The 20,785-nt window shown below is 60.8% G+C and carries 14 protein-coding genes, 1 tRNA gene and 1 pseudogene; 14 read left to right on the top strand and 2 right to left on the bottom strand.

Translation table 11 applies throughout. The features are described from left to right. Positions 1–290: 290 nt before the first annotated feature. On the top strand, positions 291–1,481 hold the full coding sequence (locus tag MMB49_RS06705) for a glycosyltransferase (protein WP_013363698.1): 1,191 nt from the start codon (positions 291–293) through the stop codon (positions 1,479–1,481). Positions 1,482–1,505: 24 nt separating this feature from the next. Here the strand turns inward: MMB49_RS06705 and MMB49_RS06700 are convergent, their stop codons facing one another. Continuing rightward, positions 1,506–2,531, bottom strand: a complete 1,026-nt coding sequence (locus MMB49_RS06700; protein ID WP_014760469.1) for a threonine aldolase family protein — start codon at positions 2,529–2,531, stop codon at positions 1,506–1,508. An 825-nt stretch (positions 2,532–3,356) separates the two neighbouring features. Here MMB49_RS06700 and MMB49_RS06695 point away from each other — a divergent pair. The 6 genes from MMB49_RS06695 (at position 3,357) to MMB49_RS06670 (ending at position 10,859) form a co-directional block, all read left to right on the top strand. Next, a tRNA-His gene (locus tag MMB49_RS06695) sits at positions 3,357–3,432 on the top strand. Between the two features lie 314 nt (positions 3,433–3,746). Further along, positions 3,747–4,118, top strand: a complete 372-nt coding sequence (gene rpsL, locus MMB49_RS06690) for a 30S ribosomal protein S12 (RefSeq protein WP_003813881.1) — start codon at positions 3,747–3,749, stop codon at positions 4,116–4,118. A 5-nt stretch (positions 4,119–4,123) separates the two neighbouring features. Beyond that, positions 4,124–4,594, top strand: coding sequence for a 30S ribosomal protein S7 (gene rpsG / locus MMB49_RS06685; RefSeq protein ID WP_003813834.1), 471 nt, complete (start codon positions 4,124–4,126; stop codon positions 4,592–4,594). Positions 4,595–4,621: 27 nt separating this feature from the next. Then, positions 4,622–6,751: an elongation factor G gene (fusA, locus tag MMB49_RS06680; RefSeq protein WP_047270623.1), complete on the top strand. Its 2,130-nt coding sequence runs from the start codon at positions 4,622–4,624 to the stop codon at positions 6,749–6,751. 173 nt (positions 6,752–6,924) lie between these two features. After that, positions 6,925–8,124 (top strand): elongation factor Tu, encoded by a 1,200-nt coding sequence (tuf, locus tag MMB49_RS06675; protein WP_003815489.1) that lies wholly within the window; start codon positions 6,925–6,927, stop codon positions 8,122–8,124. 245 nt (positions 8,125–8,369) lie between these two features. Next, positions 8,370–10,859 (top strand): esterase-like activity of phytase family protein, encoded by a 2,490-nt coding sequence (locus tag MMB49_RS06670; protein ID WP_047270621.1) that lies wholly within the window; start codon positions 8,370–8,372, stop codon positions 10,857–10,859. Here the strand turns inward: MMB49_RS06670 and MMB49_RS06665 are convergent, their stop codons facing one another. Next, positions 10,860–12,167, bottom strand: coding sequence for an MFS transporter (locus MMB49_RS06665; RefSeq protein ID WP_229941005.1), 1,308 nt, complete (start codon positions 12,165–12,167; stop codon positions 10,860–10,862). It abuts the gene before it with no gap. A 537-nt stretch (positions 12,168–12,704) separates the two neighbouring features. On the opposite strand from MMB49_RS06665, the gene MMB49_RS06660 reads away from it, so the two are divergent. The 7 genes and pseudogenes from MMB49_RS06660 (at position 12,705) to gmk (ending at position 20,717) form a co-directional block, all read left to right on the top strand. Then, positions 12,705–12,908, top strand: coding sequence for a hypothetical protein (locus MMB49_RS06660; RefSeq protein WP_003815483.1), 204 nt, complete (start codon positions 12,705–12,707; stop codon positions 12,906–12,908). Between the two features lie 272 nt (positions 12,909–13,180). Continuing rightward, positions 13,181–13,744: an elongation factor P gene (gene efp, locus MMB49_RS06655; RefSeq protein ID WP_003813823.1), complete on the top strand. Its 564-nt coding sequence runs from the start codon at positions 13,181–13,183 to the stop codon at positions 13,742–13,744. Positions 13,745–13,765: 21 nt separating this feature from the next. Continuing rightward, complete coding sequence (gene nusB, locus MMB49_RS06650; RefSeq protein WP_047270615.1) at positions 13,766–14,437, top strand: transcription antitermination factor NusB; 672 nt, start codon at positions 13,766–13,768, stop codon at positions 14,435–14,437. An 87-nt stretch (positions 14,438–14,524) separates the two neighbouring features. Further along, a complete protein-coding gene (gene carA / locus MMB49_RS06645) occupies positions 14,525–15,742 on the top strand; it encodes a glutamine-hydrolyzing carbamoyl-phosphate synthase small subunit (protein ID WP_047270919.1) in 1,218 nt (405 codons plus the stop codon). Then, positions 15,735–19,115 carry a carbamoyl-phosphate synthase large subunit gene (carB, locus tag MMB49_RS06640; RefSeq protein WP_003813818.1) on the top strand — a complete coding sequence of 1,127 codons (3,381 nt, stop codon included), beginning with the start codon at positions 15,735–15,737 and terminating at the stop codon, positions 19,113–19,115. The genes carA and carB overlap by 8 nt, the downstream gene beginning before the upstream one ends. A gap of 18 nt (positions 19,116–19,133) precedes the next feature. After that, positions 19,134–20,054: pseudogene (pyrF, locus tag MMB49_RS06635) on the top strand (orotidine-5'-phosphate decarboxylase); the annotation flags it as partial. 9 nt (positions 20,055–20,063) lie between these two features. Beyond that, positions 20,064–20,717: a guanylate kinase gene (gene gmk / locus MMB49_RS06630; protein WP_162098250.1), complete on the top strand. Its 654-nt coding sequence runs from the start codon at positions 20,064–20,066 to the stop codon at positions 20,715–20,717. Positions 20,718–20,785 lie beyond the last annotated feature (68 nt).

Below are 20,785 nucleotides of genomic sequence, written 5' to 3'. Positions count from 1 at the left end.
ACGGCGTGTCGGTAAATGATGCCGACGTCCGGACATCCTCCGGACGTCGGCATCGTTCGTCATGATAGGCGGTCATAGATTTCCCGTATGACCGGACGCTTGCGTCGGCAATCCGCCCGCGTGACAATAGTTCTTACCGGGCGGTTAACCCGCGCCGGGCCAACGTTCAGGGGGGGCGAGTACATTGCGTCAACGAGGACGCGGCCATGGAGACATGCGGCGAAGGCATGTGGCCGGCCACCGTGCGCGTCTCGGTCGTGATTCGCGAGACTGCGAGATAGGATGAAACAATGCGAGACAACAAGAACGAAGAACCGCACCCCCAGGACAGGTCGGTCTTGGATCGCCCCATGACCATCGTGCTGGTCATGGACACCATCGGCAACAAGGGCAACGGCACGTCGAACTCCGCATTGCAGTATGCGCACGAATTGGAGCGGCAGGGTCACCATGTCAGACTCGTCGGCATCGGCGCCCCCGAATATCCGGCACGGGTCAACAAGGTGCCGCTGGTCTCCTGGGTGGCCGCCAAACAACAGATGCAGTTCGCCAAGCCAAGCGATACGCTGTTCCGCACGGCGTTCGCCGGAGCGGATGTCGTGCATCTGTATCTGCCGTTCAAGTTCGGGCGGTGCGCGTACAAGGTCGCGCGGAGCATGGGTATTCCCGTGACCGCGGGATTCCACCTCCAGCCGGAGAATGTCATGTATTCGGCCGGTCCGCTGAAATACCTGCCTGGGATGTCGGGTTTTCTGTACGCCCTGTTCCGCTTCTGGCTGTACCGGCGCATCGGCCATATCCACGCGCCCACCGAAATGATCGCCGGACAGTTGCGCGCGCACGGGTACAAGGCGAAGCTGCACGTGATATCAAACGGCTACGTGCCGCGGTTCACCCCCAAACGGCAGCGTTCGGACGGAGCCCCCGCGCCGGTGCCGTTCCGCATCGTCGCCTCGGGGCGTCTTTCCCATGAGAAGGACCAGATCACGTTGATCAAGGCGATTTCTCGCTGCCGTCACGCGAAGGACATCGAACTGATCATCTGCGGAACCGGGCCGTTGCAGCATTACCTGCGGTTCCGCGCCGACCGGCTTCTGGAGCGCAAGGCGCAAATCGGGTTCCACAAGAACGCCGAGATGCCGGCGCTGCTGCGCTCATGTGACCTGTTCGTGCATCCGTCGATCGTGGACATCGAATCGTTGAGCGTCATCGAGGGCATGGCGTCGGGGCTGGTGCCTGTGATCGCATCCGCCGAGTTGAGCGCGGCGAGCCAGTTCGCGTTGTTGGACGAGTCCCTGTTCCCGGCTCGCGACGTGGCGATGCTCGCCCGGCGCATCGATTGGTGGATCGATCATCCGCACGAGCTGGCCGTTTGGGGCGGACGGTACGCCGAACACGCGAAGGCCGATTATTCGGTCGAGGCGTCGGTCGCGAAGTTCGTCGCCATGGAGCGCGAGGCCATCGCCGACGCGAAGGCCTAGGCCCGGCGTCGGCCTCGCGGCTGTTCACAGCAACGCGATGAGCTGGTCAACCTGCTCGTCGGTCGTCGCCCAGCTGGTGCACAGGCGCATCACCGTATGCTCGTTGTCGGCCTTCTCCATGAAGCCCATGCGTACATGGGCCTGCAGCCGTTCGATGGTCGGATGGTCCAAGGTGACGAAGACCTGGTTCGTCGGCGCCTCGAAGGTCAGTGTGTAGCCGCGCTCGCGCAGCGCCTCGCGGATCCGGTCCGCCTGCCGGTTCGCGTTGGCTGCGATGCGCAGGTACAGGTCATCGGTGAACAGCGTGCCGAACTGAAGCCCGAGCAGCCAACCTTTGGCCAGCAATGCGCCGTGCTGCTTGATCTGCGTGAGAAAATGCTTCGGCGTATTGCCCTTGGTGAAGACGACGGCCTCGCCGAACAGCGCGCCGACCTTGGTGCCTCCGATGTAGAACACGTCGGCGATGCGGGCGAGGTCCGGCAGCGTCACGTCGGTGCCGGCGGCGGTCAGTCCGTAGCCGAGTCGTGCGCCGTCCACGAACAGCGGCATGCCGTGCCGGTGGGCGGTCTCGGCGATGGCCTCAAGCTCGGCCTTGCCGTAGATCGTGCCGTACTCGGTGGGGTGCGAGATGTAGACCAGTCCGGGGAACACCATGTGCTCGTGGTTGTCGTCGGCATAGAAGGTGGCGCAATAGTCGTCGAGCTCGGCGGCGTCGAGCTTGCCCGCGTGATGGGGGAGCGTGATCACCTTGTGGCCGGTCGACTCGATGGCGCCGGCCTCGTGCACGTTCGGATGGCCGGAATCAACGGTGACGACGCCCTCGTACGGGGCGAGCATGGTGTCGATCACGGTCTGGTTGGTCTGCGTGCCGCCGACGAGGAACCACACGTCGGCGTCGGGCGTCTCGCATGCTTCGCGGATCCTGCGCTTGGCATCTTCGCAGGCCGCGTCGCTGCCGTATCCGGGGAACGCCGTGTCGTTGGTCCGCGCGAGACGGTCGAGGATCTCGGGGCAGGCCCCATAGGAATAATCGTTTCCGAAAGACAGCATGTCGGCTCCTTGTCGCGCTGTGTCGTGGTGCGGATGCATCAGGGTATGTAGCGAGTGTACCGCGCATGGGTCATGTACGGCCGCGTGACGCAGGCCGCGTTCCGCAGACCGCGCGTCATAAACAAGGGCGCCGGATGTGGATCAGCATCCGGCGCCCTTGCGAAAGGAGTCTCTTCTGTTATGAAAGGTGTGGTCACGTTGCAGCAGAGCCGGCATTGTGCCGCTTCCTCGTCAACTGCGGCCGTAGCTGCGTTGCCGGCTCTGCGGATTCTCTGCCTCTTCGCTGTTGTACTCTTCCCGTCTGCGGCTCACAACTACCGCGGATATCTCAGGCTGAGCTGCTCAGCGTAATACGCTCCACACTGTGTCGCCGAACGATGATGTCGTTGCCGTATGGCGATGTCTTCTGATGGCGTACTCATCATCGTGTCGCTTCGCACTGCTTCGCTTGCGTGCTGCATTGTTTCTGTTTGCCTCGGTATTTAATTATCGTGAAGACGTTGCGCTACTGCTTTGTGCGCTTCATTGCAATCAACAGGGTTCCCCTGCTGATAACAACTCCGGCCTTCGTGTTTCATTGTACCTGTGGAAACGAACATATTCAAGTTTGAGGGCCGTAAAAAACATAATGTTTGCAGGTGTTTTCATGTGCCCAAAAATCGCACAGAAATGAACATATCGCCCGTCTGTCGAGGTGGAAACGCACAAAATCGCGCAGTGAATGATACTGGGCGGCTGCGCGACACGCCGCGGTGACGCGGCTTGATATTTCGTGTATAGTATCCCTCTGTTGCGTTAATCTAGTTCGCTGGAACGACTCACATGGTGGATATAGCTCAGTTGGTAGAGCATCTGATTGTGGTTCAGAAGGTCGCGCGTTCAAGCCGCGTTATCCACCCCACTGAAAACCCTCCCATGCGGAGGGTTTTCGTTTATCTGCCTGTCTCGTCTGCCGTCACGACAAGCGTGTCGTTGTCCGCGGTGGAAGTAATATAGATACTTGTGTGTGCCAGTGGTGCGCCTTATGTGATAGGAGTACGCGCTGGGATATCCCGGATCTTGATTGGATCGCGCGCAGCAATGCGGACTGTGAAAGAGATACGGGCCATCGGGCCGGTGGACTGTGGCTGCTTATGACGATTCATGGTCGTGGGCGTGGGCTGCAGTGCGGCGGCTTCACGAAAAGGAAGAAACCACTGAATCGGAGAATTCAAGTTGCCTACTATTGAACAGCTCGTCCGTAAGGGACGTCAGGCAAAGCCGAAGAAGTCGAAGACTTTGGCTCTGAAGGGCAGCCCGCTGCGCCGCGGCGTGTGCACCCGTGTCTACACCACCACCCCGAAGAAGCCGAACTCGGCTCTGCGTAAGGTCGCTCGTGTGCGCCTGTCCTCGGGCATCGAAGTCACCGCCTACATCCCGGGCGAAGGCCACAATCTGCAGGAGCACTCCATCGTGCTCGTGCGCGGCGGCCGTGTCAAGGATCTGCCGGGTGTGCGTTACCACATCGTGCGTGGCGCGCTCGATACCCAGGGTGTCAAGGACCGCAAGCAGGGTCGTTCCCTGTACGGAGCAAAGAAGGCGAAGTAAGAGAAATGTCACGTAAAGGACCTGCTAAGAAGCACCAGCTGCTGCCCGATCCGATCTACGGCTCGACCGTCGTGGCCCAGCTCATCAACAAGATTCTGCTTGACGGCAAGAAGTCGATCGCCGAGGACATCGTGTACTCCGCGCTCGACATGGTCAAGGAGAAGACCGACCAGGAGCCGGTCGCCGTTCTCAAGCGCGCTCTTGACAACATCCGTCCGTCCCTCGAGGTGCGTTCCCGCCGTGTCGGTGGCGCCACCTACCAGGTGCCGGTCGAGGTCAAGCCCGCCCGCGCCAACACGCTGTCGCTGCGCTGGCTGACCGACTTCTCCCGCGCCCGTCGCGAGAAGACGATGGCCGAGCGTCTCGCCAACGAGATCCTCGACGCCTCCAACGGCCTCGGTGCTTCTGTCAAGCGCCGCGAGGATACTCATAAGATGGCAGAGGCCAACAAGGCCTTCGCTCACTACCGCTGGTAATTTCGAGATCGAGAGCAAGGAACAGCAATGGCACTAGACGTGCTTACGGATCTGCGCATGATCCGCAACATCGGCATCATGGCACACATCGATGCCGGTAAGACCACCACCACCGAGCGCATCCTCTTCTACACCGGCAAGAACTACAAGATCGGTGAGACCCACGACGGCGCTTCGACGATGGACTTCATGGCTCAGGAGCAGGAGCGCGGCATCACCATCCAGTCCGCCGCCACCACCTGCTTCTGGAACCGTCAGTCCCACGACACCAAGGAAAAGTTCCAGATCAACATCATCGACACCCCCGGCCACGTGGACTTCACGGCCGAGGTTGAGCGCTCCCTGCGCGTGCTCGATGGCGCCGTCGCCGTCTTCGACGGCAAGGAAGGCGTGGAGCCCCAGTCCGAGACCGTGTGGCGTCAGGCCGACAAGTACGGCGTGCCGCGCATCTGCTTCATCAACAAGATGGACAAGCTCGGTGCCGACTTCTACTTCTCGGTGCAGACCATCAAGGACAAGCTCGGCGCCAAGCCGCTCGTCGTGCAGCTGCCGATCGGCGCTGAGAACGACTTCGCCGGCGTCGTCGACTTGATCCGCATGAAGGCGTACGTCTGGAACGACGTCTCCACCGATCAGGGTGCACACTACGACACCGTCGACATCCCCGCCGACCTGCGGGACAAGGCCGAGGAATACCGCGCTCAGCTGCTGGACGACGTCGCCGAGGCCAGCGACGAGCTGACCGAGAAGTACCTTGAGTCCGGCGAACTGACCGAGGACGAGATCCGCGCCGGTATCCGCAAGCTCACCATCGAGCGCAAGGCGTACCCGGTTCTGTGCGGTTCCGCGTTCAAGGACAAGGGCGTGCAGCCGATGCTCGATGCCGTCATCGACTTCCTGCCGTCTCCCAAGGACGTTCCGTCCATCAAGGGCTTCAAGCCGGGCGACGAGTCCGTCGAGATCGACCGCAAGCCGCTGACCTCTGACCCGTTCGCGGCCCTGGTCTTCAAGATCTCGACCCACCCGTTCTACGGCAAGCTCGTGTTCGTGCGCGTCTACTCCGGTGCCGTCAAGCCCGGCGACAACGTGCTCGACTCCACCAAGGGCAAGAAGGAGCGCATCGGCAAGATCTTCCAGATGCACGCCGACAAGGAGAACCCGGTCGACGCCGCCGAAGCCGGCAACATCTACACGTTCGTCGGTCTGAAGAACGTGTCCACCGGTGACACCCTGTGCGACGAGAAGGCCCCGATCTCCCTTGAATCCATGACCTTCCCGGATCCCGTCATCCAGGTGGCCGTGGAGCCGAAGACCAAGGCCGACCAGGAGAAGATGGGCATCGCCCTCGCGAAGCTCTCCGACGAGGATCCGACCTTCCAGGTCACCACCGACGAAGAGTCCGGCCAGACCCTGATCGCAGGTATGGGCGAGCTCCAGCTCGACATCATCGTCGACCGTATGCGCCGCGAGTTCAAGGTCGAGTGCAACGTCGGCAAGCCGCAGGTCGCCTACCGCGAGACCATCCGCAAGCCCGTGCTCAACGAGGTCTACACCCACAAGAAGCAGACCGGTGGTTCCGGCCAGTTCGCAAAGGTGTTCATGAACTTCGAGCCCCTCGACACCGAGGCCGGCGAGACCTTCGAGTTCGAGAACAAGGTTACTGGTGGCCACATCAGCGCCGAGTTCATCGGGCCCATCGAGGCCGGTGTCAAGGAAGCCATGGAATCCGGCGTGCTCGCCGGCTTCCCGGTGGTCGGCGTCAAGGCCACGATCTACGACGGCCAGATGCACCCGGTCGACTCCTCGGAAATGGCCTTCAAAATCGCCGGTTCGATGGCGTTCAAGGAAGCCGCTCCCAAGGCGAAGCCCGTCATCCTGGAACCGATCATGGCCGTCGAAGTCCGTACTCCGGAGGAGTACATGGGCGATGTCATCGGCGATCTGAACCAGCGTCGTGGTAACATCCAGTCCATGACCGATGCCACCGGCGTCAAGGTCATCGACGCCAAGGTCCCGCTGTCCGAGATGTTCGGCTACATCGGCGACCTTCGTTCCAAGACCCAGGGCCGCGCCATGTTCACCATGCAGATGGACTCTTACGCCGAGGTGCCGAAGTCGGTCTCGGACGAGATCATCAAGGCCCAGCGCGGGGAGTGACACGCGCAGCTGTTTTGAAGCCGTAAGTGTCTCCAGTCAGCGGTAAAATCATATACCGCTGACTGGGTTCTGGCTCCAAAGTGGCAAGAAACCCAGAAACCCAGTACAATGTAGCGAGTGTCTTGTGCCGCAAGCGCAAGCCAACTACACGAGACGTCCAGGAGGACAATTACATGGCAAAGGAAAAGTACGAGCGTACTAAGCCGCACGTTAACATTGGTACCATCGGCCACGTCGATCACGGTAAGACGACCCTGACCGCGGCCATCTCCAAGGTGCTGCACGAAGAGTACCCGGATCTGAACCCTGAGTACGACTTCAACCAGATCGACGCCGCTCCCGAAGAGCAGCAGCGTGGTATCACCATCAACATCGCCCACATCGAGTACCAGACCGCGAAGCGTCACTACGCTCACGTGGACTGCCCGGGCCACGCCGACTTCGTGAAGAACATGATCACCGGTGCTGCCCAGATGGATGGCGCCATCCTCGTTGTGGCCGCCACCGACGGCCCGATGGCCCAGACCCGCGAGCACGTTCTGCTCGCCCGTCAGGTGGGTGTCCCGCGTATCCTCGTCGCCCTGAACAAGTGCGACATGGTCGAGGACGAGGAGCTCATCGAGCTCGTTGAGGAAGAGGTCCGTGACCTCCTCGACGAGAACGGCTTCGACCGCGACTGCCCGGTCATCCGTACCTCCGCCTACGGCGCTCTGCACGATGACGCTCCGGACCACGACAAGTGGGTCCAGACCGTCAAGGACCTGATGGACGCCGTCGACGAGTACATCCCGACCCCGGTTCACGACCTGGACAAGCCGTTCCTGATGCCTATCGAGGACGTCTTCACCATCTCCGGCCGTGGTACCGTCGTCACCGGTCGTGTTGAGCGTGGCCAGCTGGCCGTCAACACCCCGGTCGAGATCGTCGGCATCCGCCCGACCCAGACCACCACCGTTACCTCCATCGAGACGTTCCACAAGACCATGGACGCCTGCGAGGCTGGCGACAACACCGGTCTGCTGCTCCGCGGCATCAACCGTACGGACGTCGAGCGTGGTCAGGTTGTGGCCAAGCCGGGCTCCGTCACCCCGCACACCAAGTTCGAGGGCGAAGTCTACGTGCTGACCAAGGACGAGGGCGGCCGTCACTCGCCGTTCTTCTCCAACTACCGTCCGCAGTTCTACTTCCGCACCACCGACGTCACCGGCGTCATCGAGCTGCCGGAAGGCGTCGAGATGGTTCAGCCTGGCGACCACGCGACCTTCACCGTTGAGCTGATTCAGCCCATCGCTATGGAGGAGGGCCTGACCTTCGCTGTGCGTGAAGGCGGCCACACCGTCGGCTCGGGCCGTGTCACCAAGATCCTCGCCTGATTCCCATCAGCGAAGAACTCGACACGCTTGAACTAGCGTTCTGAGTGGGTCCTGAAACCTTGCTTGAGGTTTCAGGACCCACTTTCGTATTCCAGGGACCCATACAGGCGAATTCCATACAGGTGGACAACGATGTCGCCGTCTTTTCATGTATCGTTCATCTGCAGACGCGTGATTATTCCCCTTCCCGATACCTTGCAGAGCCAGCATGGCCATGTGAACGGTAACGTTCGGAAGGGAAAACCATGAACAAGAGAATAGCCGCGGTGACGGCGACGACATGCATGCTGTTCGCATCCGTCATGATTCCAGCGGTATCAGCCGAGGGCACGACTGATATTGGCGCACAGAATCAGGTCAAGGCCGTTGCCTACAACGATGCGCTGGACAAGCTCGATTACAAGGGGATTCGAGTCGGGGGACTGTCGGGTCTCACGTGGGACAAAACCGCGGATTCATATGTGGCGCAATCCGACAACCATGGGAGTGACGAATCTCGGGTGTGGTTCCTCGGCAAGGACCTGCACAACCCGTCCATCACGCGTGATCCGGTGACGTTTACCGATGTTAATGGGACGCCCTATAACGGCAACACGACGGACAACGAGGGCATAGCGGTGCTGCCCGACGGCGATTTCGCCATCAGCTCGGAAGGCATTCCCCCTGCGGGCAGGAATCAGGCCGAACACCCGACAATCAGGATCTTCGACGCCAATGGGCGGCAGAAGGGGGAGCTTGAGGTTCCGCAGCTGTTCGACATCAACACGCCCAAGGGTCAGGCGTCGCATAACCTTACGCTGGAAGGATTGAGCCTGTCTCCGACAGGGCACGAACTCGTATCGGCCATGGAAGGCACGCTCAAGTCTGACGTCTACCAGAACCGGAGCGACGCGCGGCGCTTCCTCGTATACCGTGACGACGTGACGGGCAAGGCCGGCCAGTGGACGCTCGTCAAACAGGTGGGCTTCCACACGGTACCGGGACTGGACATCTCCGATATCGTCCTCGATTCCGAAGACTCCCTGTACGTCCTGCAACGTTCATGGAACAGCGAGACCGGCAACAAGGTGGCACTCTCGTACGTCTCCGGGCTGAATGGCGCGCCGGATGTTTCCGGTGTGGCGAACCTCAACGACCCGAAGAATGCATCCGAGTTCGTGAAATCCCGCCAGATCGGCGAGCTGGACAAGTTGCCGGATCTGGGCGCCTCCGCGAAACCCGGCGCTCATCAGGCGAACCCTCTGATGGATAACTACGAAGGGCTCGTCATCACGAACCTCGACCAGCTCGCCACTCCCGATGCCTCGTGGTATCGCGGTGACGGTGAATACAAGGCCGCTATCTCCATCATCAGCGACGACAACTACAGCGCCACCCAGACCACGCGCATCCTCGATGTCGAAGCGGAACCGTTCCAGAAGACGGCGGCAGGATTCGACGACTCGGCAAGCGGTCGCCTGTCACAGTACGTCACGGCACTCGGCAGAAACGATCGCCTTGACTACTGGTCGGCTAACGGATTCAGCGACGGCACCGGCACGTCGGAGCCGATAGCGTTCGGCGGACTGTCCTCGACGGCGTACAACAGGAAGCTCGGACAATATGTGTCCGCAATGGACAATCATGGTACCGATGTCGCTCGCCTATGGCTGCTGGGCAACGATCTCGACAAGGCGGCTCCGACCGGCAGCATCGTCCTGACCGATGAGAACGGTACGCCATACAACGGCGAAACCACTGATGATGAGGGGCTCGGCGTGCTGCCGAACGGCGACTTCCTGCTCACCTCCGAAGGCCATCCGAACGCGGCGGAAGGCGAGCATGAGCAGCCGAAGATCCGTATCTTCGGCATCGACGGCCGTCAGAAGAACGAGTTGCCCGTGCCTGAACTGTTCGACATCAACTGCAGGGGACAGGCCGTGCACAACAAGAGCCTGGAAGCGCTGACGGTATCGCCGTCCGGCCATCAGATCGTGGTCGGCAACGAGTACGCCCTCAAGAACGATTCGCCCAGCGGCAAGGACATCGCCACCACAGCCCGCCGCGCGCTGGTCTACCGTGACGACGTGAAAGGCGCCAAGGGACAGTGGAAGCTTGTCAAGCAGGTGGCGTTCAAGGCCGCCGACGTGAACATGGGCATCACCGAGTTCGCGGCGATTGGCGAGGACGGATTCCTGGTGCTGGAACGCTCCTGGGACCAGACCCATGGGTACGTCATAAAGCTTGCGTATGCGCACGGCATCGCAGCCGCCCCGGACGTCTCCGATGTCGCGTCGCTGTCGAAGAGCGCCGACTCGTCGTTCCTGCCGGTCACGGAACTCGCCGATTTCGGCGGCAAGCTGACCCTTGGCGCCCAGTTCAAGCCGAATGTGCAATACATGGACGCCAACCCGTTGCTTGACAACTTCGAGGATCTGGTCATCACCCATACGGACGACAATGGCCGGCTCGATCTGAGCCTGCTCACCGACAACAACTTCGACACCACAGAGACGACGCGAATCGTCAACGTGCAGATCGACCGGTCAGTGTTTGTCGCCGACCCGAGCAACGGCGATGGGCAGCAGCATGGTGCAACTATTCAGAGGCCTTCAGGTGCGGGTCTGGGCGGATCGACCGTCCGGCTGGCTCACACGGGCGCGGCCGTGACGGTGGTCTTCATGCTCGCGGTTGTAACTCTCACGTCGGGGCTCGTCCTCATTGCGGGTAGGCGGCTGCGGATATCGCGAGAGTAGTCAGCGCCACGGTTCAAGGTTCGAGAAAGCCGCCTTGTCAGGTATTTCACGAATACCGTTACTCATGAAGGCCAGTAATACGGTACCTGTCATGATTGCGGCGGTGGTCGCCGCCGCAATCATGTACCCCAGAGAGGAAAGCATGATTCCCGCAATACCGGACGCCAATGAGGCAAGCGTGATGTTAAACAAGGAGAACACTGAGAACACGCGGCCACGCAAATCATTCGGAATGATCAGCGACGCGTAGGCACCAAGGACGGAATTGGCGGGAACGACCATGAGATTCATGATCGCCATGCATCCGGCCAGTAGATATGTATTCTGGGTGAATGGCTGTAAAGCGCATCCTACCATGATGATGAAGGAAACTTGTACTGTTCTGCCTCCCGTCAGACGGTTGGCAAGGGGAGTGGTCAGAAACGACCCGCTCAGCAGTCCGACACCGCTTCCGGTTGAGATGAGCCCAATCTGCCAGCCGGGAATGTTCAGCATCTGTTGATTCAGAATCACAATGCTGACCATCAGGGTGAGGACACAATTCAACAAGAGCACACTGCTGAATACGGATACTGCTTGTGGCCATCGCGTGTACCATGCAAAGCCTTCGATCAACGATGAATGCGATGAACTGCCGCCAATGTGGTTTCGTGGTGTTTTCTTCGTGGAATCATCGGAATCCGATGGGGAGGCGTCGTTCTTGGGCCGTAGATCCGAACGAATCAGCGGAGTCGCAACGGACATCAGCGCATACAGGACGGCGCTGATCAGGAATGGAATCTCGGGGCCTAATCCGTACAGGAACCCTGACAGCGGTTTGGAGAACAATTGGATGCATGCATCGCGCGATTCATTCGCGGAATAGGCTTGCACCAGCTGATTCCCGGTGACGATTTGAGGCAAGATGATATTGGACACATTGGAAAACACACCGGAAGTGAGTCCCCGTACAATGGCAAACAGGAATAGCAAAGGGGCCGACATCATTTTCGCAACCAGGGCCAATGTCATCACACACAGTGTTACAGCCGATATAAGACCGAAAACAATCATGAGTTTCTTGCGATCGATTCTATCCGACAGGTGCCCGCCTGGAAGTGTTCCCAAACCTTCGCACAGTGCGAACACGGTGCCGACCATACCTGCCGTAGTTACATCATGGCTTACCGCATATGCCACCAGCGTGAACGCAAATCCGCCGATTGTGGTTCCCAGTGCTGACGCAGTGTCAGCCACGAACCAGGACCGGTAATCCCTCACCCTCCATGGTGAGATTGTTGATTCTTTTTCCTGACGTTTTTCAGTCACGGTTTTTTCTTCTTTCTGTTGATATGAATAGTTCGATTACATCGAAGAGACTGTTGACGTCATCTCCATATACAGGATGCTCTGCTGTATCGTTCCACCCATAGGGGATGAGGGCTTCCCTTTTGAACGTCAGATATTGTATGCACGATTCCAATTGCTGTTGAATAGTATTTGAGGGAACGTCATATCCGGCAATTTGAAATCGACTTTTCTCATCACCAGGAAGTCAACTATTGATTGAATGTGTCTTTCGTAGTCGCGAGGAGGAAGCGAGACATGTAACTTCCAGAAGAAGGCCGGAAACTGGTTGTCTGTAAAAATGGACAAAGGCGAAATGCCCTTTGATTTCTACGGATCTGGTGCCATGTGATTCTAAATTGACCAACAAGAGCAGCACCTCCTAAATAGTGAATAGCTCCTACCATAAACGAGAAAGGGAATGAAGATGTTTCTCTCTGATGCTGATGTAACGAATCATATATATATATCGTTCACAGCGGTGTAATAAATGCGGCAACTGTTAGTGAAAGGAGGCGAATGATTATGGATACCGAAGTCGAGACGTTACCAAGTAAGTCGACTAGGCAGGAAGGATATGTTGAGGCGAAGCATTGCCTGTGCATAGAATTACTGCCAGACGTCAATGAGCGCGCGACGCGTATCTTCGCGCCGCAGGTTCGTGTTTCAGACCACATGCTTGATTCCGTTCTTTGCATCAACACTATAAACTGCATCGATTGATTACGTGAGAATGGCGTCATGTCGGTTGTCTCCTTTCGGTTCAGCCGACATGTCGTTATTGTCATTATTATGTTCGTTATTCAGCTACTAAGTCATTAGGTGAATTCCACTATTGCTTGTTCCGTTTCAATTGCATGAGGAACAGCTGATGCAGCCGGAAGATGCCATTGGGGGATTGTTCGGCCGCGACGCGCTGTATAGACGGTATGGCATAATAGACAAGGCTATTTTTGAGCTTTGCCGAAATTGAAAACATGAAAAGGTGAGTTACTGTGGCACAGACTACCAATGACATCAAGAACGGATCCGTCCTGAACCTGGACGGCCAGCTGTGGACCGTCACGAAGTTCCAGCACGTCAAGCCGGGCAAGGGCCCAGCTTTCGTGCGCACCACCATCAAGAACGTGCTGAGCGGCAAGATCGTCGACAAGACCTTCAACGCGGGCATGAAGATGGAGTTCGAGACCGTTGACAACCGCAACCTGCAGTACTCCTACGAGGACGGCGACAACTTCGTCTTCATGGACATGACCACCTACGATCAGGTCTACATCCCCAAGACCCTCGTCGGCGATCAGGCCAAGTTCCTGCTGGAAGGCACCGACTGCGTCGTGTCGTTCCACGACGGCACCCCGCTGAGCGTCGAACTGCCGGCCTCCGTGATCCTGACCATCACCCACACCGAGCCCGGCCTGCAGGGCAACCGCTCCAACGCCGGCACTAAGCCCGCCACCGTCGAGACCGGCGCCGAGATCCAGGTTCCGCTGTTCGTGGGCGAAGGCGAGAAGGTCAAGGTCGACACCCGCGACGGCTCCTACCTCGGCCGCGAGAACTGAGAGTAAGGACAACAGGCTTCCATGGCACGTTCCACCGCTCGCAAAAGGGCTCTGAACACGTTGTATGAGGCGGACGAGAAGGGACAGGATTTCCTGTCCCTTCTTGCTGAGCGCATCGAAGAGCCTGGTGCGCAGACCCCGCTTCCCGACTACGCCATCGAGATCGTGCGCGGCGTCGCCGATCACCGGCGTGAGATCGACTACATGCTCAACGAGCATTCCACCGGGTGGAAGGTTCGCCGCATGGCCGTCGTGGATCGCAATATCCTGCGCATCGCCGCATGGGAGATCATCTTCAACGACGACGTGCCCGATCGCGTGGCCATCGACGAGGCGCTCGGCCTGGCCAAGACGTTGAGCGACGGCGACTCCCCGGCGTTCATCCACGGCCTGCTCAGCGCGATTTGCGATGACACCGAAGGACGCGAGGCCATTCTCCACCCCGAAAACGACGAGCCCGACGCACAGTCGAGCGACGACGGTCATGAGCCTGGTGAGCCTGCCGGCGAAGCGTCGCATGCGGAAGCCGAAACCGGCGATTCCGAAGCGTCCGAGGACGATGACATCGCCGACGGCGTCGATTTCGACGACATGACGTTCGACGATGTATCCGATGACGTTGCCGAAGCTGCATCCGAGCAGACGGCCGATCCACAAGCCGGCCAGCAGGACGGCGAGTCCACAAGTAAATGATGAGAAACCAGCCGAATTGCCGGTGGGGCGCGTCCCCGCCGACAGTTAAGGTTGGTACGAATATCCTGAGAAAATAAGGGGGTTTTGGTGAACCAGATTGATTCCGAAACCGTGAGTTTTGCCCCTGATGACGCCGTGCTTGTACTTGAGGACGGGCAAGTGTATGTGGGTGACTCTTACGGCGCGATCGGCAAGACCACTGGCGAGATCGTGTTCGCGACCGGCATGACCGGTTATCAGGAGACTTTGACCGATCCCAGTTACGATCGGCAGATCGTGGTGCAGACGTTCCCGCACATCGGGGACACGGGAATCAACCGGGAGGATCCGGAATCCTCCCGTATCTGGGTGGCCGGATACGTGGTTCGCGATCCCAGCCCCACCGTCAGCAACTGGCGGGCCACGGGCAGCCTTGACGACGATCTCGTCGCCGAGCACATCGTCGGCATCAGCCACATCGACACCCGCAAGCTGGTGCGCCATCTGCGCTCCGCGGGCGTCATGCGTGCCGGAATCTTCTCCGGTGACGCGCTGCTCGACGACGCAGGGCGCCTGAAGACCGTCGCCGCGCTCATCGACGAGGTCAAGGTCACCCCGCAGATGAAGGGTCTGAGCCTGTACGACGAGGTCAGCACCAAAGAGACGTATACGGTCGAGCCGTGTGGCGAGTACGAGGGCAAGGAGCCGCTCTACACCGTCGCCGCCGTGGATCTCGGAGTCAAGGGCATGACCCCGCATCGCATGGCCGAGCGCGGCTGCCGCGTGCACGTCGTGCCGTCCACCATCACTTTCGAGGAACTCACCGCGCTGAACCCGGACGGCGTGTTCTTCTCCAACGGCCCCGGCGACCCGGAGCAGGCCGACCCCGAGGTCGAGCTGCTGCGCAAGGTCCTGGACGCCGGCTACCCGTTCTTCGGCATCTGCTTCGGCAATCAGCTGCTCGGCCGCGCACTCGGCTTCGGCACCTACAAGCTCAAGTTCGGCCATCGCGGCATCAACCAGCCCGTCAAGGACCTGACCACCGGCAAGGTGGAGGTCACCGCGCACAATCACGGCTTCGCGGTTGACGCGCCTATCGGCGAGACCGTCGACGCCCCGTTCGACAACGGGCACTTCGGCAAGGTGTTCGTCAGCCACATCGATCTGAACGACGACGTGGTCGAAGGCCTGCAGTGCGTGGACATCCCCGCGTTCTCCGTGCAGTACCATCCCGAGGCGGCGGCCGGCCCGCACGACGCCGCATATCTGTTTGACCGTTTCGTCGATCTGATGAAGACGTCCAAGGAGGAAAACCGCAATGCCTAAACGCACCGACATCAAGTCAGTGATGGTCATCGGCTCCGGCCCGATCGTGATCGGGCAGGCGGCCGAGTTCGACTACTCCGGCACCCAGGCGTGCCGCGTGCTGCGCGAAGAGGGCATCCGCGTCATCCTCGTGAACTCCAACCCGGCCACGATCATGACCGACCCGGAGATGGCCGACGCCACCTACATCGAGCCGATCGCCACGCCCATCCTTGAGCAGATCATCGCCAAGGAACGCCCCGACGCCCTGCTGCCCACCTTGGGTGGCCAGACTGCACTGAACGCCGCGATGGCGCTCGGCGAGGCCGGTGTGCTCAAGAAGTACAACGTCGAGCTGATCGGCGCCTCCCTTGACGCCATCGACCGCGGCGAGGACCGCGAGCTGTTCAAGAAGGTCGTCGACGAGGCGGGTGCCGAATCCGCGCGCTCCGAAGTTGCCCACTCCATGAAGGAAGTGGACGCCGTCGCCGCCGAACTCGGATACCCGTTGGTGGTGCGCCCGAGCTTCACCATGGGAGGCCTCGGCTCCGGCATCGCGCACGACGAGGAGGAGCTGCACCGCATCGCCGGCGCCGGCCTGCATTACTCGCCGACCGACGAGGTACTGCTGGAGGAGGGCATCGAAGGCTGGAAGGAATTCGAGCTCGAACTGATGCGCGACCGCAACGACAACGTCGTGGTCGTCTGCCCGATCGAGAACGTCGACCCGGTCGGCGTGCACACCGGTGACTCCATCACCGTGGCCCCCTGCTTCACCCTGACCGATCGCGAATACCAGAAGCTGCGTGACATCGGCATCGCCATCATCCGCGGCGTGGGCGTCGACACGGGCGGCTGCAACATCCAGTTCGCCGTGCACCCCGACACCGGTCGCATCATCGTCATCGAGATGAACCCGCGCGTGAGCCGTTCCTCCGCCCTGGCATCCAAGGCCACCGGCTTCCCGATCGCCAAGATCGCCACCAAGCTGGCGCTCGGCTACACCCTCGACGAGATCCGCAACGACATCACCCAGTCCACGCCGGCCTCCTTCGAGCCGACCATCGACTACGTGGTCACCAAGGTGCCGCGCTTCGCGTTCGAGAAGTTCCCCGGCGCCGACCCGCGTCTGACCACGTCGATGAAGTCCGTCGGCGAGGCCATGGCACTCGGCGGCAACTTCCAGGAGTCGCTGGGCAAGGCCATGCGCTCCATCGACAAGCGCCACATGGGCTTCAGCTGGGATGGTGACAAGCCGGACGAAGCCGAGGTCGCCGAACTGCTCAAGGCCATCACCGTGCCGACCGAGCACCGCTATCTGCAGATTCAGCGCGCTCTGTGGGGCGGCGCCACCGAACGGCAGATCTTCGACGCCACCAAGATCGACCCGTGGTTCGTCAAGCAGCTGGCCCTCATCAACCAGACCGCGATGGAAGTGCGTGACGCCGAGAAACTCACCGCCAAGCTGCTGAAGAAGGCGAAGCTCGCCGGCCTGTCCGACCTGCAAATCGCCCACCTGCGCAATCTCGGTGACGAGGGCGAGAACACGATTCGCGAGCTGCGCTGGACCTACGGCCTGCGCCCGGTCTACAAGACCGTCGACACCTGCGCCGCCGAGTTCGACGCGGTCACGCCGTACTACTACTCCTGCTACGCCGACGAGACCGAGCTGCGCAAGCGCGATCGCGAGGCTGTCATCATCCTCGGCTCCGGCCCGAACCGCATCGGTCAGGGCATCGAGTTCGACTACACCTGCGTGCACGCGGTGCAGGAGCTCGGCAAGGACTATGACACGATCATGGTCAACTGCAACCCCGAGACCGTCTCCACCGACTACGACATGTCGAACCGGCTGTACTTCGAGCCGCTCACCTTCGAGGACGTGCTGGAGATCTATGAGGCCGAGAAGAAGATGGGCCCGGTCAAGGGCGTCATCGTCCAGCTCGGCGGCCAGACGCCGCTGTCGCTGGCCGCGCGACTCAAGGCCGCCGGCGTGCCGATCCTGGGCACCACCCCGGAGTCCATCGACCTGGCCGAGAACCGCGAGCTGTTCGGTGAGGTGCTGCGTCGCGAGCACATGAACGCGCCGCGCTACGGCACCGCGCTGTCGCTTGAAGAGGCCCGCGAGGCCGCCCACAACATCGGCTATCCGGTGCTCGTGCGCCCCAGTTACGTCCTCGGCGGACGCGGCATGGAAATCGTCTACGACGACGCCCAGTTGACCAAGTACGTCAACCGTGCGCTCGACGAGGCCAAGGCCGACACGGTCGTGTCCGGACGCCTGCCCTCCCCGCTGCTCATCGACAAGTTCCTGCAGGACGCCATCGAAATCGACGTGGATGCCCTGTTCGACGGCGAAGAGCTGTACATCGGCGGCATCATGGAGCACATCGAAGAGGCCGGCGTGCACTCCGGCGACGCCGCATGCACGCTGCCGCCGAGCACGCTGTCCGACGACCAGATCCGTCGCCTTCGCGAAGGCACCTACGCCATCTCCAAGGGCTGCGGTGTCAAGGGCCTGATCAACGTGCAGTACGCCTTCATGGCCAACACGCTGTACGTCATCGAAGCCAACCCGCGTGCCTCCCGCACCGTGCCGTTCGCATCCAAGGCTACCGGCGTGGCCCTGGCCAAGGCGGCCGCCCGCATCATGGCGGGGGAGACCATCGCCGATCAGCGGGCCAACGGCCTGCTGTTGCCCAAGGGCGACGGCGGTGACATCCACCGTGGCCAGCAGGTCGCCATCAAGGAGTCCGTGCTGCCGTTCAAGCGCTTCCGCACGCCCGTCGGCAAGACCGTCGACATCCTGCTCGGACCCGAGATGCGCTCCACCGGCGAGGTCATGGGCTTCGACCGTGACTTCCCGCACGCCTTCGCCAAGAGCCAGCTCGCCGCATACGACGGCGGACTGCCTACCAGCGGCAACGTCTTCATCTCCGTCAACGACACCGACAAGCGGCAGCTGCCGCTGATGGCCGTCCGTCTGGTCGAGCTCGGATTCTCCATCTGGGCCACGGAGGGCACCGCGTCCGTGCTGCGCCGTTACGGCATCGACTCGAAGATCGTCGACAAGATCAGCACCCGCGTCGACTCCGACCCGGATGCGGCCGTCAAGGTCGAGCACGCCGTCGGTGGCATCGGAAAGAACGTGGTCGAGCTCATCGAAGAAGGCAAGATCGACATGATCCTCAACACGCCGAATTCCCGGGGATCGCGTTCCGACGGATATTCCATCCGCGCTGCGGCCATCGCGGCCGACCTGCCCCAGTTCACCACCATGACCGAGTTCTCCGCCGTGCTGATGGCCATCGAAGCCGTCAAGCACAACGATTACCAGATCATGAGCATCCAGGAGCACGCCAAGCAGCTGTTCGAGTTGGAGAGCCAGGAATAAGTTAGGCCAGGAGCAATCATGACACACGCCAGCAGTGAGGAAGAAATCAAGGCCATGCGGTCGGATTTCGGACTGCGCCTCAGCAGTTCGATGGCCCAGTACGGCCCCTTGTGCGTCGGCATCGACCCGCACAGGAAAAACCTCACTGACTGGGGGTATAACGTCGACGCGGAAGGCGCGGAGCTGTTCTCCATGCGCATGCTTCAGGCCATGCGAGATCGCGCCGCCGCTGTCAAATTCCAGGAGCCCATGTTCGAGCGCTACGGGTCCAAGGGATTCGCGGCGCTCGAACGAGTGCTCTACGCCGCTCGTCAAATGGGCATCATCACCATCGTGGACTGCCTCCATGGAGGCCTGTCCACCACCATCTCCGCCATCGCGGACGCATACTTCAAGCCGGGCGCCCCTCTGCTGGCCGACGCCATCACCCTGCTGCCATACTATGGCGCACGCTCACTGCGGGGCCTCACCAATGAGGCCCTCAACAACGGTCGCGGCGTCTTCATCGCCTCCCTGACCTCCAATCAGGAAGGCGCCAGCATGCAGACGGCCATCCGCCAGAGCGGCGACTTCAAGGGCAAAACCGTGGCGTTCGGCATCGCCAGCACTGCCCAGAAGTTCAATGACGACATCGACGGTATGGGCTCGGTCGGGCTCATCATCGGCGCCACCATAGGCCAGTGGATCGCCGACAGCGGTGTCGACCCGGCGAAATTCACCGGTCCCATCCTTTCCCCGGGCTACGGCTGGCAGGGCGCCGAGGCCAAGGACCTCAAAACCGTCTTCAAAGGCACCAAGGGCAACGTTCTGGTGACCGTATCCCGTTTCATCGCCGCCCATGGGCCCGATATTTCCGCGCTTGCCCAAGCCACCGAGGCCATCGCCATCGACGTCCGGCAGGCGCTCTACGAAGCCATGAAAGAAGGCGAGGACAAGGAGAAAGACGGTATGGGAACCATTACCGCATCACTGCAGCAGACCCCGGCCGAGCCAGCGGCCACTCCCGACGATGATGGCACACCTCGCAAGCGCCTCGTCGTCCTCACCGGCCCCGCCGGTGTGGGCAAGGGAACCGTCGAGAACATCCTGCGTAAGAACCATCCCGGCGTCTGGGTCTCCGTGTCCGCCACCACCCGCAAGCCGCGGCCCGGCGAGGTCAATGGTGTCAACTACTGGTTCCTCGACGACCAGCAGTTCACCGACAAGGAAGAGGCCGGCGATTTTCTCGAAACCGCCACGGTCCACGGCCTGGCCCGCTACGGCACGCCCCTCAAGCCCGTTCAGGAACACCTCGCCGAAGGCGTCCCCACCATTCTTGAGATCGACCTGCAAGGTGCCCGACGCGTCAAGCAGCGTGCCAAGGAGCTCGGTCTCGAAGTCGTCTATGTGTTCATCGCCCCGCCCAGCTTCGACGAGCTCGTTCGCCGGCTCAAGGGACGCGGCACCGAAACTCCCGAGGAAGTCGCCAAGCGTCTGGAAACCGCTCATGTCGAACTCTCCGCCGAAAACGAATTCGACGTCACCATCGTCAATGATGATGTCGATAAGGCGGCGGAGGACCTGTGGCGGGTCATCGCCTCCGAATACGGCATCACGGAGTGACCGCCGAGCGGCACATCTGACTGCCGGACCGTTGCCGTTGGTTGTTGCCGCTGTTTTATGCGCCCCTT

The sequence above is a fragment of the Bifidobacterium sp. SKU genome, from assembly GCF_026016405.1.
Classification (GTDB): domain Bacteria; phylum Actinomycetota; class Actinomycetes; order Actinomycetales; family Bifidobacteriaceae; genus Bifidobacterium; species Bifidobacterium bifidum.
The sequence above is the reverse complement of the archived record's forward strand: the minus strand, read 5'-3'. Positions and strand labels throughout refer to the sequence as shown.